Annotated in this window: 24 protein-coding genes and 2 pseudogenes; 5 read left to right on the forward strand and 21 right to left on the reverse strand. The window is 59.5% G+C overall.

Translation table 11 applies throughout. The annotated features are described in order from the left end of the window. Nucleotides 1-235 precede the first annotated feature (235 nt). The 3 genes from AGR7B_RS24185 (at nt 236) to AGR7B_RS24195 (ending at nt 3,074) form a co-directional block, all read left to right on the forward strand. Nucleotides 236-1,456 (forward strand): ATP-binding protein, encoded by a 1,221-nt coding sequence (locus tag AGR7B_RS24185; RefSeq protein ID WP_080858302.1) that lies wholly within the window; start codon nt 236-238, stop codon nt 1,454-1,456. Nucleotides 1,457-1,581: 125 nt separating this feature from the next. Beyond that, on the forward strand, nt 1,582-2,772 hold the full coding sequence (locus AGR7B_RS24190; RefSeq protein ID WP_080858303.1) for a DUF1173 domain-containing protein: 1,191 nt from the start codon (nt 1,582-1,584) through the stop codon (nt 2,770-2,772). A gap of 92 nt (nt 2,773-2,864) precedes the next feature. Then, on the forward strand, nt 2,865-3,074 hold the full coding sequence (locus tag AGR7B_RS24195) for a hypothetical protein (protein WP_080858304.1): 210 nt from the start codon (nt 2,865-2,867) through the stop codon (nt 3,072-3,074). A gap of 128 nt (nt 3,075-3,202) precedes the next feature. Here AGR7B_RS24195 and AGR7B_RS24200 read toward each other — a convergent pair whose 3' ends face one another. From AGR7B_RS24200 to AGR7B_RS24210, 3 genes are all read right to left on the reverse strand, one after another. Next, nucleotides 3,203-4,204, reverse strand: a complete 1,002-nt coding sequence (locus tag AGR7B_RS24200; protein WP_080858305.1) for a hypothetical protein — start codon at nt 4,202-4,204, stop codon at nt 3,203-3,205. An 86-nt stretch (nt 4,205-4,290) separates the two neighbouring features. Further along, nucleotides 4,291-4,917, reverse strand: coding sequence for a hypothetical protein (locus tag AGR7B_RS24205; RefSeq protein WP_080858306.1), 627 nt, complete (start codon nt 4,915-4,917; stop codon nt 4,291-4,293). An 81-nt stretch (nt 4,918-4,998) separates the two neighbouring features. Then, on the reverse strand, nt 4,999-6,201 hold the full coding sequence (locus AGR7B_RS24210) for a DUF932 domain-containing protein (protein ID WP_080858307.1): 1,203 nt from the start codon (nt 6,199-6,201) through the stop codon (nt 4,999-5,001). 250 nt (nt 6,202-6,451) lie between these two features. On the opposite strand from AGR7B_RS24210, the gene AGR7B_RS24215 reads away from it, so the two are divergent. Next, nucleotides 6,452-6,733 (forward strand): type II toxin-antitoxin system Phd/YefM family antitoxin, encoded by a 282-nt coding sequence (locus tag AGR7B_RS24215; RefSeq protein WP_080858308.1) that lies wholly within the window; start codon nt 6,452-6,454, stop codon nt 6,731-6,733. Beyond that, nucleotides 6,733-7,034: pseudogene (locus AGR7B_RS24220) on the forward strand (type II toxin-antitoxin system RelE/ParE family toxin). Before AGR7B_RS24215 ends, AGR7B_RS24220 begins: the two are co-directional and overlap by 1 nt. Nucleotides 7,035-7,060: 26 nt before the next feature. Here the strand turns inward: AGR7B_RS24220 and AGR7B_RS26600 are convergent. The 18 genes and pseudogenes from AGR7B_RS26600 to AGR7B_RS24310 all read right to left on the reverse strand — a co-directional run bounded on the left by AGR7B_RS26600 (nt 7,061) and on the right by AGR7B_RS24310 (nt 22,717). Next, nucleotides 7,061-7,468: pseudogene (locus tag AGR7B_RS26600) on the reverse strand (DUF5983 family protein). Continuing rightward, a complete protein-coding gene (locus AGR7B_RS24230) occupies nt 7,468-7,890 on the reverse strand; it encodes an antirestriction protein (protein ID WP_080858309.1) in 423 nt (140 codons plus the stop codon). The pseudogene AGR7B_RS26600 and the gene AGR7B_RS24230 overlap by 1 nt, the downstream one beginning before the upstream one ends. Before the next feature lie 242 nt (nt 7,891-8,132). Further along, nucleotides 8,133-8,312, reverse strand: coding sequence for a hypothetical protein (locus AGR7B_RS24235; RefSeq protein WP_080858310.1), 180 nt, complete (start codon nt 8,310-8,312; stop codon nt 8,133-8,135). After that, entirely contained in the window at nt 8,309-8,554 is a 246-nt protein-coding gene (locus AGR7B_RS24240) for a hypothetical protein (RefSeq protein WP_080858311.1), read from the reverse strand. The genes AGR7B_RS24235 and AGR7B_RS24240 overlap by 4 nt, the downstream gene beginning before the upstream one ends. Nucleotides 8,555-8,637: 83 nt before the next feature. Then, nucleotides 8,638-10,776, reverse strand: coding sequence for a ParB/RepB/Spo0J family partition protein (locus AGR7B_RS24245; protein WP_080858312.1), 2,139 nt, complete (start codon nt 10,774-10,776; stop codon nt 8,638-8,640). A 475-nt stretch (nt 10,777-11,251) separates the two neighbouring features. Next, on the reverse strand, nt 11,252-11,512 hold the full coding sequence (locus AGR7B_RS24250; protein ID WP_080855036.1) for a hypothetical protein: 261 nt from the start codon (nt 11,510-11,512) through the stop codon (nt 11,252-11,254). Nucleotides 11,513-12,046: 534 nt separating this feature from the next. Continuing rightward, a complete protein-coding gene (locus tag AGR7B_RS24255; protein WP_080858313.1) occupies nt 12,047-12,634 on the reverse strand; it encodes an RES family NAD+ phosphorylase in 588 nt (195 codons plus the stop codon). Next, a complete protein-coding gene (locus AGR7B_RS24260) occupies nt 12,631-13,329 on the reverse strand; it encodes a hypothetical protein (RefSeq protein WP_245317764.1) in 699 nt (232 codons plus the stop codon). Before AGR7B_RS24260 ends, AGR7B_RS24255 begins: the two co-directional genes overlap by 4 nt. A 787-nt stretch (nt 13,330-14,116) precedes the next feature. Then, nucleotides 14,117-15,118 (reverse strand): P-type DNA transfer ATPase VirB11, encoded by a 1,002-nt coding sequence (virB11, locus tag AGR7B_RS24265; protein WP_080858314.1) that lies wholly within the window; start codon nt 15,116-15,118, stop codon nt 14,117-14,119. Between the two features lie 8 nt (nt 15,119-15,126). Then, nucleotides 15,127-16,302, reverse strand: a complete 1,176-nt coding sequence (gene virB10 / locus AGR7B_RS24270) for a type IV secretion system protein VirB10 (protein WP_080858315.1) — start codon at nt 16,300-16,302, stop codon at nt 15,127-15,129. An 8-nt stretch (nt 16,303-16,310) separates the two neighbouring features. After that, a complete protein-coding gene (gene virB9, locus AGR7B_RS24275) occupies nt 16,311-17,168 on the reverse strand; it encodes a P-type conjugative transfer protein VirB9 (protein ID WP_080858316.1) in 858 nt (285 codons plus the stop codon). Continuing rightward, entirely contained in the window at nt 17,165-17,836 is a 672-nt protein-coding gene (locus tag AGR7B_RS24280; protein WP_080858317.1) for a VirB8 family type IV secretion system protein, read from the reverse strand. Before AGR7B_RS24280 ends, virB9 begins: the two co-directional genes overlap by 4 nt. Nucleotide 17,837: 1 nt before the next feature. After that, entirely contained in the window at nt 17,838-18,119 is a 282-nt protein-coding gene (locus AGR7B_RS24285; protein ID WP_080858318.1) for a hypothetical protein, read from the reverse strand. A 39-nt stretch (nt 18,120-18,158) separates the two neighbouring features. After that, entirely contained in the window at nt 18,159-19,091 is a 933-nt protein-coding gene (locus AGR7B_RS24290) for a TrbL/VirB6 family protein (protein WP_080858319.1), read from the reverse strand. Nucleotides 19,092-19,094: 3 nt separating this feature from the next. Continuing rightward, on the reverse strand, nt 19,095-19,325 hold the full coding sequence (locus AGR7B_RS24295) for an EexN family lipoprotein (RefSeq protein WP_080858320.1): 231 nt from the start codon (nt 19,323-19,325) through the stop codon (nt 19,095-19,097). Further along, a complete protein-coding gene (gene virB5 / locus AGR7B_RS24300; protein ID WP_121490475.1) occupies nt 19,322-19,987 on the reverse strand; it encodes a P-type DNA transfer protein VirB5 in 666 nt (221 codons plus the stop codon). The genes AGR7B_RS24295 and virB5 overlap by 4 nt, the downstream gene beginning before the upstream one ends. Before the next feature lie 32 nt (nt 19,988-20,019). Continuing rightward, entirely contained in the window at nt 20,020-22,386 is a 2,367-nt protein-coding gene (locus tag AGR7B_RS24305) for a VirB4 family type IV secretion/conjugal transfer ATPase (protein ID WP_080858322.1), read from the reverse strand. Then, nucleotides 22,379-22,717, reverse strand: a complete 339-nt coding sequence (locus AGR7B_RS24310) for a VirB3 family type IV secretion system protein (protein ID WP_080858323.1) — start codon at nt 22,715-22,717, stop codon at nt 22,379-22,381. The genes AGR7B_RS24305 and AGR7B_RS24310 overlap by 8 nt, the downstream gene beginning before the upstream one ends. Between the last annotated feature and the right edge of the window lies 1 nt (nt 22,718).

Raw genomic sequence — 22,718 nt, forward strand, 5'->3', positions numbered from 1 at the left:
GAGATCCTGTCGAGAGCGGGAAAGGACAAGCCCACCCGGACGCTTTCCAAGCCCCGGCAGGCTCCCCTTTCCGGCCCCTCTCTCCCTCTCTTGTGGCAGCGAACAATTTGCCCAAAACCCAACAACTTGTAGAATGCAAGCAACCTTCAACCCACTATCGACCTCCAATCAACAAAAAGTTGACTTCCAATTATCATTCTTGATAGTTCCAATTTTCAAAGAATCGGAAATGGGCATGTACAATCGGTTTATAAGACGCAGGGTCGAGGAAGCCCTTTCGGATACGCCAGTGGTCCTGGTCGTCGGGCCGCGTCGAGCGGGCAAGACCACGCTGGTGCGGAAGATGGATGAGGCAAGCCGCATCTATATCACCCTCGACGACCAGACGGTGCTTGCCGCCGCCCAGTCAGATCCCGCCGGCTTCATCCGCGGTCTTGACCGGACTATCATCGACGAAATCCAGCGTGCACCCGATCTGTTGCTTGCAATCAAGAAGACGGTCGATGAGGATTATCGCCCCGGCCGCTTCCTGCTGACCGGCTCTGCCAACGTGCTTACGCTGCCTCGTGTGGCCGACAGCCTGGCCGGCCGCATGGAAACCATTCGGATGTTGCCGCTCGCCCGCGCAGAAGTCGAAGGCGTGACTTCGACGTTTCTGCATCGTCTGTTCGAGGGAAAGCTGCAGGGCGATCAAAACGCGATCGTCGGAGATGATCTCGTGAAGCTCGTTCTGCTCGGCGGATTTCCGGAGGCGATTGCCAGAGAAAGTGAACGACGGCGCCAGGATTGGGCACGATCCTATCTGACTTCGGTTCTGACGCGCGACTTAAGGGACATTGCGGATGTCGAGAAGCTGACCGAACTCCCGAAGTTTGTGCGGCTGCTCGCCGAACATTCAGGACAACTGGTCAACTACTCGCAGTTCGGGTCGAGCATCAACGTCAGCCACAAGACCGGGCAGCGGTATGTCGGTCTCCTCGAGCAGGTGTTCCTGATTGCCACTGTGCAACCCTGGTATACCAATGCACTGAAACGGATCGCCAGGACCCCTAAACTGCATTTTCTCGATTCTGGCGTGCTGGCCGCGACCCGGGGATTGACTTTTGATAGGGTTAAGGCCGATCGCAGCGCATTTGGTGCCCTACTGGAGAGCTTCGTGTTCTCCGAAATCCTGAAACTCATGACGGGCTCGGATTTGTGGCTCACTCCCTACCATTTTCGGGACCAGCAAATGCGCGAGGTCGATGTCGTGCTCGAACGAGATGATGGTATGATCGTTGGAATCGAAGTGAAGGCAAGCGCCACCGTCAGGGCCAGTGACTTTGGAGGACTGAAAACGCTGGCGCAAGCATGCGGAGAGAAATTCGCTTTTGGCATCGTTCTTTACGACAATACCGATGTCGTTCCCTTCGGCGACCGGTTCGCCGCAGCTCCGCTCTCCTGTCTCTGGCGATAGCCGGGTATAAGGAATAGGCTTCTCACTACGCGAGTAGCAATGGCACTCCTATTTTACTGACTGTTTTAAAATAGTAAAATGGTCAATGGTCGGATAGTTTCGCCGACAGACATAGGAGAGCAGGGATGCGGAAATTCGCAATCGGAGATCATGTCATCGAGGAAACCGGTCCTGAATTGCAGGGTTTTCTCGCGCAAGCCTACGAGCAGCATTTGCGACCAATGTGCATGTGCAAAAATCCGTCCGTGCCAATGTACATCGCCCGCGTCGAGGACCAGTATCTCATCAAGCGGATGCCGCTATCGGGGCGAGACCATGATCCTGCATGCCCCTCCTTTGAGCCGCCCTACGAGCTTTCCGGCCTTGGCCCGCTGATCGGCAATGCGATCCAGGTCGACGCCAGCGGCAAGACCGACCTGAAACTGGATTTTTCGCTGACGAAACGGGGACCGCGTGCTGCGCCAGGTGCACCGGCAGAATCATCAGAGGCCGGCATCCGCAGTGAGGCTCGAAAGCTGTCGCTCAGGGCGATGCTTCACTATCTCTGGGAAGCTGGCGAATTGACGGAATGGCGTTCAACCTGGAAAGGCAGGCGCGGCTGGGGCCGGGTTCGCTCCAGTCTCATCAATGCCGCCTCACAGATGTCGGCGAGAGGTGCCCCTCTTATCGACGTGCTCTACGTGCCGGAAGTATTCCAGCCGGAGGACAAGGATGGCATCGCGGCCCGACGCGCGGCGGCGCTCAAGGGCGTGCAGGCGACGAAGTCCGGGCCGCGGAAGTTGATGATGATCGTAGCCGAAGTGAAGGAATTTTCCCCGGCGCGCGAAGGCCAGAAAATCGTCGTGCGACACACACCGTTCCCACTGATGATCGAGGACGGAGCATGGCGGCGACTGGCGGCGCGTTATGAGACCGAACTCGAACTGTGGCGATCGAGCGAGACGTTCCATCTGATCGTCATCGCCACCTTCGGCATTTCCGCCGCCGGCATCGCATCCGTCGAAGAGGTCGCACTGATGGTGGTCAACGATCACTGGCTGCCGTTCGAGGACATTCACGAACTCAGGCTGCTGGAGAAGCTCGGTCACCTGAAGCGGAAGACCGTCAAAGGGCTGCGTTTCAACCTGCCGCGCGATGCGCCGATCGTGTCGGTGATCATGCCCGAGCAGAAGCCGGCACCCGTCGCAATGTTCATCGTCCCTCCAGGCGCCGGCGACGACTATGAACGTGCGCTCGCCGACATGATCGAAATGCGCCCGGAGATCAGTCCGTGGGTCTGGCGTGTGGCGGACGGCGAAATACCCCCGCTCCCTTGATCCGGGTTCTGCGCCACCGGCCGTTGACAGGACACGGCGAATAAGAGCACCTGTTACGGAGAAATTCATCCGCTACAGTCAGCCGGAACACCATGAAGCCAGAGAAAAAGCCGTTTGTCGTCGAGTTCAAGAACCGGCGTCGCCAATCCACGCAACCAAACTCGATCTGGGGCGCAATCGACCTGAAAGCGGCAAGCAATCAGGTCGCCGCCAATGAAATGGCTGGCGTGATTGACGCAAGCACGGCCGAGCAGCCGTCGGACGCTGGCGCGCCCCTGAACATCCCCGATCTCAGCGCCTGACGTCATAGATCAGTTTCGGCAAGCAGCTTGCGTAAAGTCTCAGCGACGCAGTCACAGGCTTCGGCCTCATGATCAACATCGACAAGAATCTCGATGGTTGCCTGGAACAGAACCACATTCGTTCGTCCTCACAAGCCAGCCCGGCCAAGGTCCGGATTGAAGCCGGATGCGTTTTGCGCGACGACATCTTGCCGATGGCGCCTCACGGCCACCATCACGTCTTCGAGAAACTCTTGCCGTTCGCCCTCGCGGTAGGCTCCTTCGTCGGACCAGTGCAGCGCCTCGACGAAGGCCGGCGCAAAGTCGAAATCGAAGGTGAACCCTTCTTCCTCAAAGTCCTCGAACAGGCCGTCATAGACGTCGAGTGCGAAGGGCACGAGCGCGCGAACATGGGACCGCATGGCCTGCCATCCAACGGCATCCCAGATTTGCGACATGCGGACGATCGTGTCCGGGACCGGCCGCCCGTCCTGATGAAGCCCGCGGAAATACAGCATGGCCTCCCAGATGCAGAGCGCCGCCTCAAACTCCTTCACCGTGAACGGATCGCTTGCAGCAATACCGGCCAAGGCGCTGTTGCTCTCCGAAGGGGCCGATGGCGAGGCAGCAGACGGAAGCACCTGATCCTGGAGCCTGAAGCGGGCGAGAAGATCTTCGCTGCTCGCATGATGGATGGCCCTGGCGGTAATCAGCGAAACGCCGGCGCCGTATGATTCGGGGCGTTGCAAGGGATGGTTCGTCCATTGAATCACCGTGACCTCGCCCAAATCCGCCGATCGCACCACGATACCCTGGACGACGAACTGCCATGGGAACTCGCCGAGATCGACGTCGATCATCACATCCTCCTCGACCGCGTTTCCGCCGGCCGGCAGAAGGGCGAGGACACGGCTGGCGATGAAGACATTGACCGGCTCCTTGGCAAATTGCGCCGAGGCGCGAAATGCGTCGATCAGTTCGCTACGCGCGACGCGGATCGGATTGGTCGACCCGAAATCGGTGAAGAGCACAAGGCCCGTGTCTGTCTCGCTGCATTCGAGCACATTGGTGAGGATCAGCATTTCGAGCGGGCTGATGTCGGCGAGCGGGATAGGCGGATAGGTATAAATTCTGGCTTCCAGAGTGGTCATGACAGTTCCTTTCCATGAACGTCAAAACCCGGCGCGATGGCCGGGTCCTTTTGAGAAAATGCGGAATGCTGATGCGACCGTCGCTGTTAACCCGCGAGGTCAGGGTCAGATCCCGCGGCGGTATCATCAGCGCACGGCATCCCTTCGAAGGAAACCTTGCGGTCATCGATCCGGATGACGGCCGCGCCGTTGAATTCCACCGGGATGGGATAAAAGCGGGCCGCATGCTGGACGGCCCCAGCGACGTTCTCGTTTCCTGTTTCGGGAAAGATAACGGTCACGCCCAGATGATCTTGCGGCCCAGACCCGACGTTGACGGGTTGCCTGCCATGAAAGGCGTCTGCAGTCGCCTGGACGAGCCACGAGCCCGAGGAGCCCTTCCGCCGGGCGATGATCGTGGCGCCTCGATTGGCAAGGGCAAAGAACCCCATGCCGGCCGCATCTTCTGATCGGGAAAGGGTTTCGGACCAGCCGCTGTGTCCCAGGGAGAAGAGCGACCGAGGATCTTCGAGACCGGCGCCGTTGTCAGCGATGCGCACGGCTTTGCCGAAACGCGGATCGTCAATCTGGTCGATCATCATCTTTGTCGCGCCGCCGCGCCGTGCGTTTTGCAGCAACTCGCCCAGAATATCGTCAATCGTGGCGTTGAACAGGCGGCCGACTTTTTCGATGGCTTCTGCCGCGACCTCCGCGTGGAATGAAAAATCTGTCATTTCGGTTCTCCAGAACAGAAAGCCCGGCGCGACGGCCAGGCGATGAAAGGGATGGATGAAGATTCCGTTGGATCACCGTGATCAGTTGGCGCTTTCGAGCAGTTTCTTCGCCTTGCCTTCGAGTTCGAGCCGGGTGTCCTGGTGGGACTTTCCCCGCGCCAGCGCGGTAATGCCTTGCACAAAGTCAAAAATGCTCTCGGGCGGCCTGCCCTCCTCGGACAAAACCGTCTCGATGATCTTGCCCGTTTCGGCCTTGGCGAAACCCCGGCGGCGCAGGAATGTCTGCCGATCCTCATCATTGCGGGCAACGATACGTTCACGGGCGGCCCGAATGCCGGCGATGAAAGGTGCCGGCGAGGAGTTTGCGAAGTTTGTCAGTGCCGGAGCGGCCTCGTGGGCGAAGCGCTGTGCAGCGAATTTCGAGTGGCGGATGGTGATTTCCTCAAAATTTTCGGTGCCCCACAAATTCCTGTTGGCACACACTGCCCGCAGGTAAAAGCTCGCAATTCCAAGGGTTTTGCTTCCCACCTCGGAGTTCCAGGCATAGAAGCCCCGGAAATAGAGATCGGGTTCACCGTTCGGCAGACGGCCTGCTTCGATCGGGTGGGCGTCGTCGCACAGAAAGACGAAGATGTCGCGGTCGCTTGCATAAAGCGTGGTCGTATCCTTCGTGATATCGACAAAGGGATTGTGGATCATGGTCGACCAGTCGAGCAGGCCAGGGACTTTCCAGATGGTGTCGCCCGTCCCATTGCCGGCAATGTCCATGATCGCGGCGACCAGATCCTTGTCCCAGATCCGGCCGTATTCGGGACCGGTGACCGCCCACAGTTCGAGGCGGCCGTCGTCCATCTCCAGGGTCTTCACCATTTCGGCATTGTGGTTGAGGAGCCCATGCTGAAGATTGATCGCGGCGAGTGGCGCGGGCAGTTGGCGCATGTAGCTTGCGGGCGCGCCGACCAGGCTGCAAAGCTGCCCGTAGCTCCAATGTGTCGGCGCCAGCGGTTCACGCCCGCCGGGGACGATCAGGGACAAGCGCTCGGCATTGTCGCAAGTCGCCTCGACGCGGATATCGGCGGTCTCGACGGTGCGTACACGCGCTTGCTCGGTTCTGGCGCTGACCGCGCGATGAAGATCGGAAAGCGACAGATAGCGCTCGTCGTCCGGACGCGAGAACCATTCTGACGATACGCGCCCAATGCGCTCGCCGCGGGAGATGTCGACCTTGAAACCGGACAACGCCGGTCGTTGGGTCCGAGAGGGACTGGAAATCATAGTGTTCATGATGAAGTCTCCTGAAACGAAAGAGCCCGGTTGGCCGCTCTGGCGGCCAACCGGGCTGGTGGGGGAAGAATGGGTGACATCACCGTCGGGCTGGCACCGCGATGCAAGCGATTGCGAAAGCCCTCTCTCTGGCCCTCCGGCAACCGCCACTCCGCAAACAGCCCGCCTCCTCCTTTTGCGACTTGGCAATCATCGCTTCCGGGCGGGCATTTGACGGCCTATATATTCTGGTCAAAGGGAGATCGCATCGATGAAACTGTCGGAACAGGTAAAGCCTATCGGCTACCTCAAGGCGCATGCTCCGAAAGTTATTCGCCAGCTCGTTGATGACCGGCAGCCAGTGGTGATCACAGTGCACGGCGAAGCGAAAGCGGTACTTCAGCACATCACGCAATATGAAGAAATGCAGGAAACGCTGGCGCTTTTGAAGGTGCTGGCGTTGACGAACAAGCAGGTCGAGAACGGGAAGGTTCGCTCCGCGAAAGAAACGTTCGCGCGCCTTCGTGCGCGCCTGGCGAAGCCCGATGCCTGATGCCGTATGAAGAGCTGTTTATTGATGACGCGGAACAGGATCTCGACGATCGCTACCGCTTGCCTGCCAGCCGCGGTGGCATCCAGACCGCTGAACGGATTCTCGTCGAAACCGAGGAAGCTTGTCTGGGGCTGGAAGATTTACCCACCCGGGGGAATGTTCCGAAGGAATTGACCGGTCTCCGCATCACAAGCCCTGGCGGATGATCTATCGCACCATCGGAGAGGATGTGATCGGCGATTGCGTCGCCGATGGTCGGCACAACACGCAGTCCTTTCTCGAACGGCAGTTGCTGCGCTGAATAGCCCGGGCGCCGACACACCGGTGTCACCAATCGTGCCAAGGCAGGTCATCGACCTGTTCAGCATCGCGGTCGAGCAGGACATAGCTGAACCCCTTTTGACGCGCCTATGTCATGACGGCAAAGAGATCGTCGGGAATCTGCTGGTCCCCTTCGCCGGCGTTTTCGTCATGGGCGTAGAAGAACCAGCCATAGTCGGCATAGCTCCCTCCAACGCAGGGCCATTCCGCACAGGGTTTTCTGTCGAGCATCTTTGCGGTTGCGGCACTCACATGCCCTGTCGAGATGGTCACGAATGTGTGGCTTTCCAGTGTCGTCATCGGCTTCGACCTTTTCGGATTGCGGGATGGCTCGTCCGGGCGGCACACCGTCCGGATCGATCCACTCAGATTGCTGGATAGCCGCGTCAACCGAGGCGGGCAGACATCGCACATCAGTCGATCGCCTGAAAAATCTCGGAGACTTCGGGATGCTCGACCGAATAGACGTAGAGGCGACCGTAACCTTCCGAGAGGTGGTCCGACGGGTGCCGGAACGAGAGATGCGAGAAAGCAAAAAGCGTGGCGATAATCCCCGCCGCTTCCGCAGAAACCTCCCCCTGAAACCCGGTAATCTCACCCGTGATCCGAAAACGCGATCTGGATCGCGGCGCCAGAAACAGCGGCTTGCCCTCATGCTCATAGAAGTCCCAGAACCCGCCGTGGTAATCGAGGGGACTCAGCCTTTCCATAAGACTGTAAACGGTGTTCTCCCCGATGATTAGCAGCGAGCGCCCGAACAGGATGGGGAGGAATTCCAGGCGGCGCTCGTCAGGAACGATGGTGGCGGTTTGGGAGTTGGTTTCGAATTCTGACATCGATCGTTCTCCAGAGAGGCGAATGGTTTCAGGCCGGGCAGCCCTCTCTGACACCCGGTTCGCCCCTCTCGCGACCGCCCTCTTCCCCTTCAGGCCAACTGCGGCCACCGGCCTGCCAGCCGTGTAGCAGGGGAGATGCAGACGTTTGGCAATGACGGTCGGGCAAAACAAATAGCCCGGTCTCCTCCCGGAGCCGGGTTATTGGCAGGATGATGAAAGGGGGCGGCAAAACCACCGTCAGATCACTCTGCCTCGTTCTCGTCTTCCTCTTCGGCCGCAAGACCGGCAAGGTATTCGAGAAGGCTTCGCAACAAATCCTTCTCTTCGGCCCAACGGCTGATCAGCAGTAGGAGCGTGAAACTTTCCCACCCCGCTTCATCAGCGATCCGCTCGATTTCCTCGTGGATACCATTGCGCATCATGCGGCCCGCCCCTCGACATGATCCGCGCATATCTCATCGGCACCGACGTCCTCCAAGCGCGCATTGATGTACCGGCTCTCCTCAAGCCAGCGCTCGGCATCCTGCCTGTCATCCGCGGGGTAGATCAGAAAGCTGCTCGCACCGAATGCCTCCACGTCATTCGCAGGGGGCTGCGGGACAAAGTCGCGGTATCGAAACAGCTCGCCAAATTGCGCATGCTCAAAGATATTCATGACGGACATGCTTGTCTCCAATGTCCAGAAAAATAGAAGGGGCCCGGCGTGATAACCGGGCCCAGGGCTATATGTTGGTGATCCGCACGCGGTTATTCTGCAGCTTCCAGATGCTCGCCGTCGTCGCTGACCGGATCGGTGGACACTTCCTCCACATCTTCGCCTTCGGTCAGGAAGGCCGGCAGATCGACGTCAGTATTTTCGACGGCACTGGCTTCGCCAACGTCATCCGTCGCCGTCACATCGACCTCGGCAACCTCCATGGGTTCGGTGACCGGACGCCGCAGCACTTCAGGGAGCCATCCGCTGCCCTCCAGCAGCCGGGCAGCCTCGCGCGCCATGTCCGGCTTCTTCAGGTGATCGATGAGTTGCACTGACTGTTCGCCCTTCGCTTCGCGGACAGCCTGCAGGATATGCGCCTTGGTCACACGCCCGAGGTAGTTGTCGACGGTCGGCGTCCAACCCGCTTCCACCATGCCGAAGCCGAGCGAACCGGCAAGCTGTCGTGCATGGACGTTTTCCTTGGTCCGCCGGTTCCACGCCTGAACCGTGGTATTCACCGACAGTGAGACGCAATGGGCAAACAGCGCCATGCGGCTGGTTTCATCGAGCGTGATCAGATAGTCCCAGACCTCGTCGGCGTTCGCGGGGAGATCGTGGCCCCAGGATTCCTGTCGCTGTTCGATCTCCTTCGCCCACACCGTGTCCACAAGCCCCTGAGTCTGGCCGAATGTGGTATGCTGCAGCGTGATCTCCAGGCACGAGTCTGCCCCGTATCTGTAGAAGATCTTGAGGACCGCGACATGGAGAGCGGCTATGAAGGCCATCACCGGGTCGTTCGCCAGCGCATTGCGAAGGGCAACAGTGCGAGCGGCCGTAAGATCTTCGACCACACGATCGGAAAGCGGGCGAAGCTTGCCATCATCGTCTTCCGGCTCCTCGACGCCGGCAGGCTTGCCGTTAATCGAGACGCCACCATTCGCAGACCCCGAAATGGTATCGTGTCCGCCAAGGCTATCGCCGTCACCGCCATCCGCCTCGACAACCGGCTCATCCTCGGGCCGGACGAAACCGCGTTCGATCTTCAATTCGCCGTTGACAGCGAGCGAGATGAAGGCGCCGCCGCGCGCGACGTCGTCCGGATCGAAGACATAGGGCCGGTCGTTCAACGTATCCAGTTCATTGCCAAGTTCCTCAAGTCGGGCCTCGGTTTCTTCGGAATAGTCTTCCGTCTCGGCATATTCGGCGTCAAGCTTGTCGTATTCCGTCTTCAGGGCATCATGACGGGCGAGTTCTTCCTCGGTGTATTCCGCCTGTTTGCCGTAGAAACGGCGAAGGCCGGAGGCGTGACCGTAAGAAAAGTCGAACGCCGCTTCGACCCACTTCCAGCCTTCTTCGACCCTGAGCGCTTCCGCGTATGCGGTCAGCCTTTCGATCACGAGTTGCTCGAGCAGCGCCGGATCCTGCAACCATCCACCATTGTCCGGTTCAAACAGGTCGCGCATGACCACGCCACCGGCAGACTCGTAGACGTCGATGCCGACATAGGTGGCGCGGCGATCGGAGGCCCGGACCGCAGTTTCTGTCAACATGCGACGGATGTAGTTGGCATCCTGACTATACGACCTTGAGACCGTATCCCAAACCTGTTCCTGCCGAGCGTGGTCATTGGTGATCGAAAACGCCATGACCTGGCCGAGCTTCATCTCGTCATTCGCGTAGAGCTCCAGAAGCCGCGGCGAGACCGACGCCAGCCGCAAACGCTGCTTCACCGTTGCAACCGAGATGTGGAGGCGTGCGGCGATCTCCTCCTCGTCGAGCCCCTGTTCGCGCAGTGTCTTGATCGCCCGGAACTCGTCCAGCGGATGAAGGTCGACACGCTTGATGTTTTCTGCAAGCGAGTCCTCGACTTCGGGCGTTTCGCCTTTACTGACGATGCATGGAACAGCAGCCGTCTTCGACAGCTTCTTCTGGCTGACCAGCAGTTCCAGCGCGCGATAACGGCGACCGCCGGCCGGGATGCGGTAAATTCCGGTCTCGTTGCCGTCGGCATCGGTCTCGGCGCGGACGTTGAGGCTGGTCAGCAGTCCGCGATGAGCGATGTCTTCGGCGAGCTCCTCGATCGAAACGCCCGCCTTGATCTTGCGAACGTTCTGCTGGCTTAAAACGAGCTTGTTGAACGGGATATCTCGCCCGGCATTGAGCGTAATTTTCTGGATGGCCTGTGCCATATCGTTTCTCCGTGGCGGATCGGCCGGAGCCTTCTCCGACAACCACAATCCGCCACGAACTCCCCTTCCCCCCTCTCCCTCCGGCCGCATCCGTCACACTTACCGCTTTCCGCGGGCATCTGCTGCATCACCGGCCCCGCAAAGGACCAGTCAGGCGGCCAGAGAGGGTCATGGCGCAATGTGATACGTCCGTTTTGATCTTTGCAAGAAGCTCGATCAAGCGCGTCATTCTACCGGTACGCCGAACCGAAGGGTGAACTCAGGGATTGTGGCAAGTGCGTCCCTGGTTTGGAAGAGCATTTCACCGGAAAGCCTATATGGGCGCCCCGAAGCACCGTAACCACCAGTTCGGCGTCATTCTTATCAATGCCCGATTGGGTTCAAGCTGGAGGCCGACAGACCTTGGCGGCGGTCATTTCTATGCCGCTGTGCTCTGCGTTATCGGTGACGTGTTTGAGAGAACCGTTTCATCTCATCACTTTTTGTCGTTCTTGACATTTCGTTGTTTCAATTCCGGGATATCTTCGGGGCCAAACGTCCTATTTGAGAGTGGCGGCCTCTGAACAGACTTGCCGTGCTCCATCTTCTGCCAATAACCCGCCGGAGGCCGGGCTACGTCATAGGCGTCACAGGCCTTGGCCAAATGGATCGGGTCAAGGCCGTATTCCTGAGCGATTGTTCTCAGCGGTTTGGTCCAGACAAGATTGTAGAGCCTGGCGCGCGTTAATTCCGGCATGATAAAATATCACCTCTCCTTACGAAATATCATCATACGTCGATGCTCAACGACCGGTATTGATGTCGCTGAAGTACCTTTCCATCCTTCCTCGATTCACCGGCCCGAAAACTTGTTTATCAAAAACCCCACAAGCAATTGAATGGCAAGACCGGTGACGCCGACGCTGACAAAACGTCCGGCAAGAACCAAAAATCGATAGACAGGATGGTCTTGCGAGAATCCGCGCTGTTGCAATAAAGCAGCGCGCCGAGGACTGTTGGGCTGTTCTCGTGTCCAAGACCTGGCGAGTTGGCCCGCCATTTCTCTCCAGCTCTCTCGCCCCAGCCACAATTTCCCCCGCTCCCAGCCCTTCGCACCAATGGCACGAGTGGGGATCAAGCCGGCGTGGGAGTTTCAGGACCAATGTCATAAGTCTTGGGCTGGGGGGCACGCCGCGACAACAGCGATCATCTTGCTCCCATCGTCTCCGAAAGCAGACGAGCACAAAGCGCAGTTTTCCCATTCGCTGTCGAATGAATTCGAGATATTGGTCTATGGTGCTAGACCGACCGCATATCGAGCACCGGTCTCCCAGAACCAATCCTGGTCGAGATCCAGTTCGCGGGCTGTTTCTACGATAGCTGGTCCCGCGCGATCGAAGATCGCATAGCAAATCTCTGTATCATCGTGGCGCGCATGATAGGCAATTCCATCTGCCCCAACAGGATGATCGAACAGCGCCTTTGACCAGGCTTGAGCCGCATAATAGGGAAGCCCCGAATGCGGGATTTCCGCCGTCGCTCCAACAATCGCAAGGACCGGACCGGTCAGATCGATCAGCTTCAGCGACGACACAGTTTTAAGCCGGACATATCCCTTGCGTTTCAAAAAGCCACCGTCGATCAGCGTGTTTCCTGGCGAGCGCAAGAACGTCTCGGCAAACGCTCCGTTGACGAGCTTCGCGACATAGAGCACGCCGTAAGAGCCATCGGGAGCGTTAAAGCGGCCGGTGCTAGATTGGTCAAAGAAGATGGGTTCGTATATAGCCGTGTAGAATCGATGGGTTTCACTCCCTGCGGGGAGTGAAACGATATTTGGACGACGGCCATGCAGGTCTAACGGTGAAAATGGGACGGTCACGCGCCCTGCTCACCATAGCGGTTCGCCGCTTCGAGAACCAACGAAAGGCTCCCTTCTCGCAGAAGGTCGATCGGCTTGCGCCCATCCAGACGATCATCCGGCCGCGCGAGGAAATTTAGCACAGCCCAGGGGCTTTCAACGGGAAGCGCATCCTGTACCTCCTTGAGACCTGCCACCACACTACCGTTTCGGTTGAACTGAAGCGTCGGGTAGCAGCGCCTGTTGCTTGGGCCGGGGACGGCGAGCAAACTTCCTTCTTGCACACGCTTGTCGACAGCCTGACGGGAGACCCCATGCAGGAGCATTCTGACCTGCTCCAGATCGTAGGCACCGCCCGCTGCCTTCAGATCGTTCTGTGCAATCCGAACGCCCTGAAGCACCGCCAGGCTGCGTGCGTCCGGCTCGAAAGCCGCCTTGTTGACCGTGCTGGTCGTCTCGGCGCTTTCTTTGGCCTTGGCAAGCTGGCGCGCTCTTCGAACGACCATGCTATTGCCGCGAAAGCGCTTTCCGACGGTCCGGGCGATAGAGCTCGCCATTTCCGGTTTCGAGGTCACGACGGCAAGCCGTGCGCCCGCGGGCAACTGGAATCCGGCAACCTCCTCGAAAGGGTTCGCATCAAGAACAAACATTGTCATGATGCCGTTCGGGGTCTTAGCGCTGGTTTTCGACGTCTTGGACTGGGTCTTCTGGGCCATGGCGGTTCTCCTGAAGAGAAGATGGCTATTTGAAGCAACTTTGTCAACTATGACAACTTAGAACAATCCGGCTTGGCTTGGCGGCCTCAACGGTCTTTTGTGGGATAGCCTATGGGGAAAAATGCCTGGTGCGAGGTAAAGCGCGACAATTCAGCATCGGTGACGCCATTCTCGGGGTGCTGCAACGCCAAACGACACGTGAATGAGACTATATCGGTGCCCTCTGATCAACCCCAGCGTGGGACACAAGCGCGTCACGAAAATATATCTCGGTCACCCGAAACCGTCCATCGATCCGTTTGCACTGGACGATGATATCGATCGCGATCGTCAGCATTTCGCGTATGTGGCGCCGTTTGCGGGAGGGGGCGGAATCCTCCCATGTCCTTTTTCAAGTGGGAAGATGCAAAAATCCTAACGCCATGCCGAGGGCGAGGCGGTTATGTTGTCGTGACAATGCCGTTGGGTCGAGGGCGGAGCCGCTTTGGCGACGGTCGATCAATCTCCCATGCGCGGGTTGGATACCGCAGGAACGCTTTTCGTCGCGGCCTGCCTCGCACTACGCACGGGCGTCGGGTTAAACCGGCCCATAGGATTCTCGAGGATTGCCTGACCTTGCGCTCCGCCCCCGGCCTCCCGAACGCGAAAGCCGCCCTTCGGCGGCCTTTATCTTATCAAATCGCAACGACGAGCGAATTATGCTGGAACTGGTTGCGGGGGCAGGATTTGAACCTGCGCTAGAAGAACGGCTGATACAAGAACATAATTTGCATAGTTGAGGTGCTGGTTAGGTCTCTTCGGCATCACGAAAATAGATCTCGGTCACCCGAAACCGTCCATCGATCCGTTTGCACTGGACGATGATATCGATCGCGATCGTCAGCATTTCGCGTATGTCGTACCGTTCGAGGTCGCCACCACCTTCCGACTCTTTCACCAACAAGGTTAATTGCTCGAAGGCAAGGCGCGCAGAGTCGGCATGGACTGTGGTTATCGAGCCGGGATGCCCGGAATTCACGTTGCGAATATAGTAAAACGCCGTTCCGTCTCGAAGCTCCTGCAGCAGGATCCGGTCCGGGCGCATCCGCAGGCAGGATTCGAGAAGGTCCTTGGCGCCGATCTTCGCGGTCCCCTGGCCACCCTTCGAATAGAAGAGACGGACGTGGTTGGGCTGCGGGATGATCAGTTCCGGCGTATCCTCGATAGAAATGATACGTTCAGTATCCGGAATATACTGGATCAACGCCTTGGACAGCGTCGTCTTGCCCGACCCAGTGGCCCCGGAAATGATGATGTTTTTCCGCGCCAGCACTGCTTCCCGAAGGAACTGCTTGTGAGCGCCGGCACGATGAAGTTCCAACAATCGTTGGTCCGGCTGCCCGCTATTCTCTTGTGTGCGGACCACCCCGGCGAACAGTCCCCCCTGGTCAAGATCGTCAAGGCCGAGCGACACCGAGGACGGTTTGCGGATGGTGACGCTGACGGTTCCCCTGGTCGTCGCAGGCGGGATCACGATCTGGATTCGCTCGTCGTCGGGCAGGGTTGCCGACAGGATCGGCCGGGTTTCATCGATCGATTGATTGGAATAGCTCGCTACCGCCCGAGCAAGGCGCATCAGCCGGTCATAGGCAAGTTCCGGTATATCGTGGACCTGCCATCCGTTCGCTCCTTCGGTCACGACCTTGCCGGGCCTGTTGACAATGACTTCATAGAGCGCCTTGTCGCGAAGGAACGGCGAGAGCGGCAGCAGCAATTCACGCACAACACCGGAATCTGCGGCTTCAGTCATCGTAGCACCTACTTCGTAACAAGCTTCGAGTCCGGGGCAAAGTCGCCGAGAACGGCGCGGTCATAGACGCGGTTGTACGGTTCGGTCACGCGCAGCCGGTAGACGCTGGAAAAATCGAGATCGCGCGCCACGAAGATCGAGACCAGCCCTCCCTGATGTTTCATCAAGGTCGGCGGAATATTGATCGATTGTTCAACGGCAATCGCCGCGGCCTGCTGACCGGCGCTGGTGGTGTTCTGTGCATCGACGTCGCTATCGCGCAACTGGCTGTTGGCATAGGATGTCACATCGCCAACGATCGACAGCAGGATGGCGCTGCCGAACCGTTCCCACCAATGCGTGTCGACGTAGCCGTCCATGCCGGCGCGGCCCAAAGCGTCTGTCGCTGGCGATGCGAGCGTAATGATCACGCCCTTTGGCGTTTTCGCGCGGTTCCAGAGGACAAACAGACGTTTTTGTCCTCGGCGCAGTCCACCACGATATTCGCCGACGACCTGCGTGCCCTTTTCCATCAGCACGACGCGGCCGTTGTCGGACAGAACATCGCGATTGATGACGCAACTGGTGAATCCCGGCTGATCGGAAGAAAGCGCCGTCTCGAGCACACAAGGGATGGAGGTTCCCATGGCGACGATGAAATCGCGGTTGCCGAGCGTGCCGGCGCGCGATCCCTGCAATTGCGCCGGGGTCAGCATACGGTTGAAGCGCTGATCCTCGTTTTCCCCCTGCCCCGCAAAGCTGCCCGGTGTGTTTGCGAGCGGGACATAATTCGAGTTGAGATCGGTACTGGCATCATCCTGCTGCCGCCTGGCGGTCGGCGTCTTTTCCGCACCATAGGCCATCACGGGCGCGCGGCGCGCAGCATCGAGCAGCTTGTCGTCGTCGGTGGGCGCTTTCTCGGCGATGACGGGTGTCGGAAGCTGGACTTCAGCCGGCGTTGTCACTGGCTGAACCGGCTCCTTTGCCGGCTCGAAATCCGATGTCTGGCGGATGACCACACGCTCCGGCTGCACGCCATCCGCCGGCTTGTTGTTTCCGCGCATCGACCAGAGGGCAAAGGCAACAAAAGCAACGATGGCCACGGCGACCGCGCCCCGCTTGAGGATAGGGTTGTTGTCGATCCGCCGGCCGGTCGATGTTTCAGCGCGTTCGCCGGGGATCTGGGTGATTTCCTCGTCAGCCATGACACCTCCTATTGCGTCGTGCCGGGGGCGGTCTTGACAACGCGCTCGACCGACGGTGACGTCGTATTCGTCTCGGGATTGATGCCGACGCGATCGTAGGCCTCGTTGAAGATGCAAAGGACATCTCCGCCCCGCCGCAGAATGAATTTGCGGCTGATTGCGTGGACCAGCACCAGATTGCCGTCGACGGATTTTGGAACCAGGCTTTCGCTGCCATCTGAATTCTCCATGTAGATCGCCGGCATTTCCTGATTGCCGACAAAGACAAAGGTCGTGACCTTGCCATTGTCGTAGACGGCCTGCGGTTCGAGCGCTTGCGCACCTTGAGCGGAATACCGCCAGTTGCGGGGTCCATAGGCCTCGTGAAGGGAGAGAACGCGATCGGCTTCGCCGGCCTGCGCGGCTTGGGCGCGAGCGGCTGCGACCTCTCTCCGGCGCTTCGCTTCATCGGCCGGATAGCGGTATTTCACATAGAAATAAGTGTTCTGCCCGGCCTCAACGCTGCCATCCCGGACCGTCAACTCCATCTGGTAGCTACGCGTCGAACCGTCCCGTCTGGTCGTTACGACGGAGATGTTGGTCACCGGCTGGTTTTCACGCGGCTTGAGGAACAGGATATTGCCGGCAGGCGCCACCTCCCACGCGACGCTGTTGCCGAGCGCGACATGGGCGATCTCCTCGTCGGCGGCGAACTCCACCTGCACCGATGAACGCAGCGTGCCGACGACTCGCGTGATGTTGTAGGGCTGGTAGTCGATGAAGCGGACGCGGCTGTCCTGCGACGCACCGCGCGGGATCTCCAGGGCCGACGCTGTCGAGGAAAAACCGACGATCAGGACTAGAACGGATAGAAATCTCTGTCTCAATTGATGGCCTCCGGATCGGCGCGATATTCGCTGACGACGAAGCCCAGAGGATTGACCAGCCGGTCGGTGGAAGACATCGGAGCGTTGACATAGGAGAAGGTAAGCGTCGCCACCCAATGCGTGGTGCGCAGGTCGTCACCGCGCGTGACGGTGCGCATGTATCGAACGGAAGCCACATTGGCGTTGATGAGCGAGATCGAAACGATGTTGATCCGCGAGGTCGCGCTCCGGCCATAGATATTCTGCGGTGAATCCGGATTGCTGCCACGGTAGGCCACCGCAAAGCGGGTCTGTTCCGGCTGGGTCGACAAAAGCGCTACCGTCCGAAAGTTCTCCTCCCCCTCGCTCCAGACATAGCCTTCGCGGGCGCGCACATATCTGGCCGCGAAATATTTCGTGACGGCCTCGTCATAGGTACCGGCGGTCGAGGTCAACGCGGAGACGACGTCGACGATCCCGGTCGAATTGTCGACCCGCACGACGAACGGCTCGACCGTCTTCAGAGGCGTAAGCCCGGCGATCGCAAAGACGGAGACGACAGCAAGGATGCTGGCCGCGATCGCGACAAACCAGGCGATGCGGGCAGAACGCTCGACCTGGATCAGCCGATCCTGATCGAAGCGACGCGCCCTGTCGAAATAGCTCTTGAGGTTGTCGGTGTTCGCCATCTCAGTTGCCCTCGCATGGCCGGTAGGAGCCTGCGACATCGAAATGTGCAAACGCTGCCGGCGTCACGGAGGCCAGTTCTTCGGCGTAAGGCACCCCACGGCTTACCGGGTTCTGAGCGTTCTCGCTGCCAGGCTTCTGCAGCTTCCCCTTATCCTCCCACTGCCACATGGAGCGGTTCAGCGGACGTCTGGAATAGCCATCACATTTGGGCAGCGGGTAGGAAATCGAGGCGCAACCGGAAAGGCTGGCGCTCAGCAATAGTGGCAAGAGGATGCGGATCATCTAAAAATAACCTGTCCAATGTCCTTGATATCGAGGCGGTCATTCCGCCCGGTTCGCAGTCAACCGGCGGCCAACGGCGCGTGTTCCGCGGCCGGCCGCCCTGACCGTGTGCGAGGCTGCCCAGGCGAGCGTGCTTTCATGCGCGTCCCGCGCCGCGCCATAACCGTAGGTCAGCGATGCGCCGCCGGCGGCGAGCGCCGAGGCAATGCCGGGTAGTTGGTAGAAGACATAGAGAGCGGCGATGCAGATGGCGCAGAGTGCGATCGGCCGCATCAGGACGTCGCTATAGCCCTCGATTGCGGTAAAGGTCGTGTCGATGCAGGTGATCAGCAGCGAGCCGATCGCCACGACCAGCACCTGCAGGATGACGAAGTTCGCAAGCTGACCGATCCAGGATTCAGTGAACCTGCGCGTCGACTGAAACATGGCAAGCGCGATGAAGATCGGCCCGATCGCCAGGATGATCGCCAGCGCCAGACGGGCATAGAGCGAGACGATGTAGCCGATCGCGGCAACAAGGAAGCTCGCGCCGATCACCAGCATGCCGCCGACGCCGGTGACGATATCAACCGGCCAGGAGGCACGTGACCATATTTCGTAGGCGCATTTCTGGCCCTTATCCAGCAGGCTGTCGAAGGTAGAGGCGCTCGGCGCGGTCCCTGAGTTCAGCGCCTGCGATATTTCCTTTGGCAGGGTGTCGAAAAAGATGTTGGTGACGTAGGTCTGGTAGTCGCTGGCGTTGCGCACCAGCATGACGATGATGGCGAGCTTCATCGCCCGGAAGGCGAATTCGAGGATCGGCTCCTGCACCGAGCCGCGCAGCACGAGATAGCCATAGAGGACGACATAGAGGGTGAGCGCGGCCGTCAGCGGGCCGCTGACCCAGCTGGCGATGTTCGAGGTGCCGGTGGAAATGAAGTTTTCGAGCGGCGTCTTGAACTGACCGTCGACGAAACTGAACACCTCATACATGGCTCAGCCTCCGAGCGACTTGCGCATGCGTTCAAGGCGGAGCCTGCCATCGGCGGCTTCGGCATTGCGGCAATTGGCGGTATCGCGTAGCTCACCGGGATTGTTTCGGCACTCGCCGATGATCTTCGTCAGCAAGACCTCGTCGGCGACCAGTTTATCGACGGTGTAGACCTTCTCTTCAGGAGAGCAGGCCGATAACGGAAGCAGTATCGCTCCAAACACCAACCATTTCATTTGAGCGCCGCTCCCATGGTGTCCATGCGCTGGCGCCAGTCTTCGGCCTTGCGTTGCTCGTCGACCTGCACCTGCGCCTGCTGGACCATCTGCAGGCCCTGCATGCGAAGGACATCGGTTTGCAGGAAGGCGGTTTCAGCCTGCAGACGGGCCTGCAGATCGGCGATATCCTTGGCATCGGCAGCACTGGAAATCTTCTGACGAAGTTCATCGATGCCGTCGATGCGCTTGGTGGCGGCGTCATAGATCTGCTGGCCGAGACTTAATTGTCCGGCGTTCTTGTTCTGGACGCGTGAGAGTTCCTGCGCGTAAAAGTCGTTGGCATGGGTGCGGTAGGTGGAATTGCCTTCGAGAAATTTAGAAGCGGAGTCGCCGAACACGCCGCTCCCGGATCCCTTGAACAGGCTTTCGATGGCATTGAAGTTTTGCGGGAGCGCCTTGCGGATCGAGGAATCGTTGAGCAGGCTGGCGACATCGGCCATGTTGGTGATCTTGTTCAGCGAGCCGTAAAGCTGCTGCGCCTGCGCAATCTGCTGGTTCAGCGCATCGAGCTGGGACTTGAGCTGAGCGATGCTCTCGATCTGCTTGGCGATCGCCAACTGGTCGTTGACCGGAATACCCTGGGCATCAGCGAGACCGGCTGACGCCAATAGCGTGGCCATCGCCAGGAAGAACCTTGTCCTGCCGTTGTGGATCATGATGTCCTCCTTCTTTGCTGGAACACGGTCAACCAGTCCCCGCGTTCTTCGCCGAGTTCGGCGCGGATGGCGTCCGCCAGTTCCACATTCACTGTCCGGCCCGACAGGATCGCCAGCTCGTCGTCGAAACCGTTGAGATTGAGCTCGGCAACCACGCTGTTGTGGCCCTGCTTGACGATGAAGCGCCGGCTTTCGAGCGAAAGCTCGCGGGAAATCAATTCGAATTCGCGCTCGGTTAGCTTGAAGCCGTTGACATAGTCGGCGTGGTCGCCGCGCGGATTGGGCAGGAAGATTTGTGTCGGGCATTGTTCGATGATCGTGTGGGCGATCGGTGAGACGATGGCGTCGCGCGGGCTCTGGGTTGCAAACAGCATGAGACCGTTTTGCTTGCGGATCGTCTTGAGCTTGTTCTGGGCGAGATCGCGGAAACCCTCGTCCTGCAGCGCCTTCCAGAACTCATCGATAACGATGATGATGCGGCGTCCATCGATCAGCTGCTCGATACGGTAGAACAAATAGGCCATAAGCGGCGTGCGAATCTCCTCATTGTCGAGGAAGTCGGTCATGTCATAGCCGATGAACCTGGCGCCGATCCCGATATCATCCAGATCGTTGTCGAAGACCCAGCCGAGTGGCCCTCCCCTTTCCCAGCGCCGCAGGCGCGAGGCGATGCCCTCTGGATCGGTATTGTTGAGGAAGGTGCGCAGGGCGCCGATGGAGCGGCGCTCGACGGGAAGGTCCGCCAGACCGTCAACGGCTGAGGCGATATCGCGCAGCTCGCTGACATTCAGTTCCCGTGTCGCCGCTCCCGCCAGCTTGCCGATCCAGCGCGTGAGAAATATCCTGTTCTCTGGCGTCAGATCAAGCGCCTTCAGCGGCGCGCAGCCGGTCGGCACGCCGTTCCTGAGCGGCAGATAGGTGCCGCCGGCGGCGCGAACGAACAGGTCGGCGCCCCGGTCCTTGTCGAAGAAGACCATATGCGGATCATGCTTCTCGAGCTGTGAGAGCATGAAGTTGAGGAGCACCGTCTTGCCGGCGCCCGATGGGCCGCAGACAAAGGTGTTGCCGAGATCGCTGTGATGGAAACTGAAATAAAACGGTGAGCCGGAAGCGGTTTTCACCATGGCGACCGCCGGCCCCCATTCATTGCCGTCCTTCTGGCCGGTCGGGTAGGAATGATAGGGAGAAAATGCCGCAAAGTTGCGGGACGTAATCGCACCCGAGCGCGCGCGATAGCGGAGATTGCCCGGCAGTTGCGCCCACCAGGCAGCCTCGAGCCCGAGATCCTCGCGGGCGACAACCGCGCCGCCGCTGGTCAGATGCGCACGTGCCTTCGCCATATGGTCGGTCAGTTCCTTGACGGTCGGGGCAAAGACGGCAAGGCCGAGGTGGTGCTCGCCCATCACAAAGCGGTTGGATTCGAGATCGTCCATCGCCTCGCCGAGCTCCTCGATCTGCGAGGCGGCCTTGTCGGCCGCGCTGACCATCTGGTTCTGTTTGCGGCCCATGATCGTGCGGGCGTCCGCCTTCGAGGTAAAGGCGAAGGATTGCGTCAGGACGAGTTCGAACGGGGCGGTCAGGATACCGTCGAGCATGCCACTGCGCGTGGTTGCAGGATATTCCTTGAAGCCGAACATGCCGGCATAACGGGTTTCCGCCTCATGGCGGATCTCGACGGTCTCCCGGCCAAAGATCACCCGGTCCGAATAGATCGCCGATGAAATCCGCCCCTCCGTCAGGGGCACGGGTTCACGCCGCCCGCCGACAAGTTGATGAAGAAACTCGTTCGGCTCGGAGAACAGGATCCCGTCGCGCTCATTGAGAGACAGAACACGAGGGGCGAAGCGCTTCAGCCCGGCAGCGACGTCGATAACCTTGTCCTGCAGGTGCTTGAGTGCCGCTTCGTCCAGCTCCATGCCGGACCGGCGCGCTTTGCGCAGACGGGAAAGGAGATTGGCTGCCTTTTCGGCGGGATCGCGGCTCGGAGACCAGACAAGGGTGAGATAGAGATCGTTGCGGAACAGATCCTCGCGCACCATCCGCTCGCGGTATCTGGCATTGAGACCATCGGAAAAACGATTGGCGAAGTGCCCTTCAGGATAGTCGTTGTCGCGCCGGCGGATGACATGCGTCCAGAGCGCCAACCGCTCGTCGGCAATATTGCGATAGAGCGTGTTGAGGCTGCGGTGCAGCCCGTTGAGATCCAGAACATCGGCGGTTTCGAAGGAAACACCTTCGAGTACGAGCACGGTCATCAGCGCGCGGGAATCGAGCGCGATAGTGGTCTCATCGACATGGCGCACATAGGGGATGAAGGTCTCCGGCCCGAGTTCGCGGGACCGTAACGTCGCAAGGCTAGGCAAAGCTCAGATCCCTTTCGTCGTAGCGCCGGATTAGCTTCAACGGCGAGAGTGTCGCGCCGCCCCAATAGGCCGCGTTGCGCGAGCGGCCACGGGTCCCGACCCAGGCAAGCAGGATGCGGAACATGTTGTGGTCGTGCTTGACGAGCGCCCGGAACACGAGATGGAAGATGACGCCGACAAGGGCGTACGCGATCGATCCCGCGGTAATATAGAGGACGGTGGTCAGCATGATGTTGATGCCCATCGCTTCCATGGTCACGCCGGCAATCATGGCCGGCCGGGTACATGCCAGGAACAGCGTGTCTTCCTCGAGGACGGGAGCGCGCGCCATT

It is taken from the genome of Agrobacterium deltaense RV3, assembly GCF_900013505.1.
Lineage (GTDB): Bacteria > Pseudomonadota > Alphaproteobacteria > Rhizobiales > Rhizobiaceae > Agrobacterium > Agrobacterium leguminum.

What these genes read in the sequence shown, in the direction of transcription:
- AGR7B_RS24260 (WP_245317764.1), bottom strand. Translation starts at nt 13,329, where the DNA reads ATGGCCCAGAAGACCCAGTCCAAGACGTCGAAAACCAGCGCTAAGACC.
- virB10 (WP_080858315.1), bottom strand. Translation starts at nt 16,302, where the DNA reads ATGGCTGACGAGGAAATCACCCAGATCCCCGGCGAACGCGCTGAAACA.
- virB5 (WP_121490475.1), bottom strand. Translation starts at nt 19,987, where the DNA reads ATGGCCACGCTATTGGCGTCAGCCGGTCTCGCTGATGCCCAGGGTATT.
- AGR7B_RS24295 (WP_080858320.1), bottom strand. Translation starts at nt 19,325, where the DNA reads ATGAAATGGTTGGTGTTTGGAGCGATACTGCTTCCGTTATCGGCCTGC.
- AGR7B_RS24185 (WP_080858302.1), top strand. Translation starts at nt 236, where the DNA reads ATGTACAATCGGTTTATAAGACGCAGGGTCGAGGAAGCCCTTTCGGAT.
- AGR7B_RS24310 (WP_080858323.1), bottom strand. Translation starts at nt 22,717, where the DNA reads ATGGCGCGCGCTCCCGTCCTCGAGGAAGACACGCTGTTCCTGGCATGT.
- AGR7B_RS24245 (WP_080858312.1), bottom strand. Translation starts at nt 10,776, where the DNA reads ATGGCACAGGCCATCCAGAAAATTACGCTCAATGCCGGGCGAGATATC.
- AGR7B_RS24215 (WP_080858308.1), top strand. Translation starts at nt 6,452, where the DNA reads ATGAAACTGTCGGAACAGGTAAAGCCTATCGGCTACCTCAAGGCGCAT.
- virB11 (WP_080858314.1), bottom strand. Translation starts at nt 15,118, where the DNA reads ATGACTGAAGCCGCAGATTCCGGTGTTGTGCGTGAATTGCTGCTGCCG.
- AGR7B_RS24250 (WP_080855036.1), bottom strand. Translation starts at nt 11,512, where the DNA reads ATGCCGGAATTAACGCGCGCCAGGCTCTACAATCTTGTCTGGACCAAA.
- AGR7B_RS24210 (WP_080858307.1), bottom strand. Translation starts at nt 6,201, where the DNA reads ATGAACACTATGATTTCCAGTCCCTCTCGGACCCAACGACCGGCGTTG.
- AGR7B_RS24235 (WP_080858310.1), bottom strand. Translation starts at nt 8,312, where the DNA reads ATGATGCGCAATGGTATCCACGAGGAAATCGAGCGGATCGCTGATGAA.
- AGR7B_RS24290 (WP_080858319.1), bottom strand. Translation starts at nt 19,091, where the DNA reads ATGTATGAGGTGTTCAGTTTCGTCGACGGTCAGTTCAAGACGCCGCTC.
- AGR7B_RS24200 (WP_080858305.1), bottom strand. Translation starts at nt 4,204, where the DNA reads ATGACCACTCTGGAAGCCAGAATTTATACCTATCCGCCTATCCCGCTC.
- AGR7B_RS24240 (WP_080858311.1), bottom strand. Translation starts at nt 8,554, where the DNA reads ATGTCCGTCATGAATATCTTTGAGCATGCGCAATTTGGCGAGCTGTTT.
- AGR7B_RS24190 (WP_080858303.1), top strand. Translation starts at nt 1,582, where the DNA reads ATGCGGAAATTCGCAATCGGAGATCATGTCATCGAGGAAACCGGTCCT.
- AGR7B_RS24280 (WP_080858317.1), bottom strand. Translation starts at nt 17,836, where the DNA reads ATGGCGAACACCGACAACCTCAAGAGCTATTTCGACAGGGCGCGTCGC.
- AGR7B_RS24230 (WP_080858309.1), bottom strand. Translation starts at nt 7,890, where the DNA reads ATGTCAGAATTCGAAACCAACTCCCAAACCGCCACCATCGTTCCTGAC.
- AGR7B_RS24205 (WP_080858306.1), bottom strand. Translation starts at nt 4,917, where the DNA reads ATGACAGATTTTTCATTCCACGCGGAGGTCGCGGCAGAAGCCATCGAA.
- AGR7B_RS24195 (WP_080858304.1), top strand. Translation starts at nt 2,865, where the DNA reads ATGAAGCCAGAGAAAAAGCCGTTTGTCGTCGAGTTCAAGAACCGGCGT.
- AGR7B_RS24285 (WP_080858318.1), bottom strand. Translation starts at nt 18,119, where the DNA reads ATGATCCGCATCCTCTTGCCACTATTGCTGAGCGCCAGCCTTTCCGGT.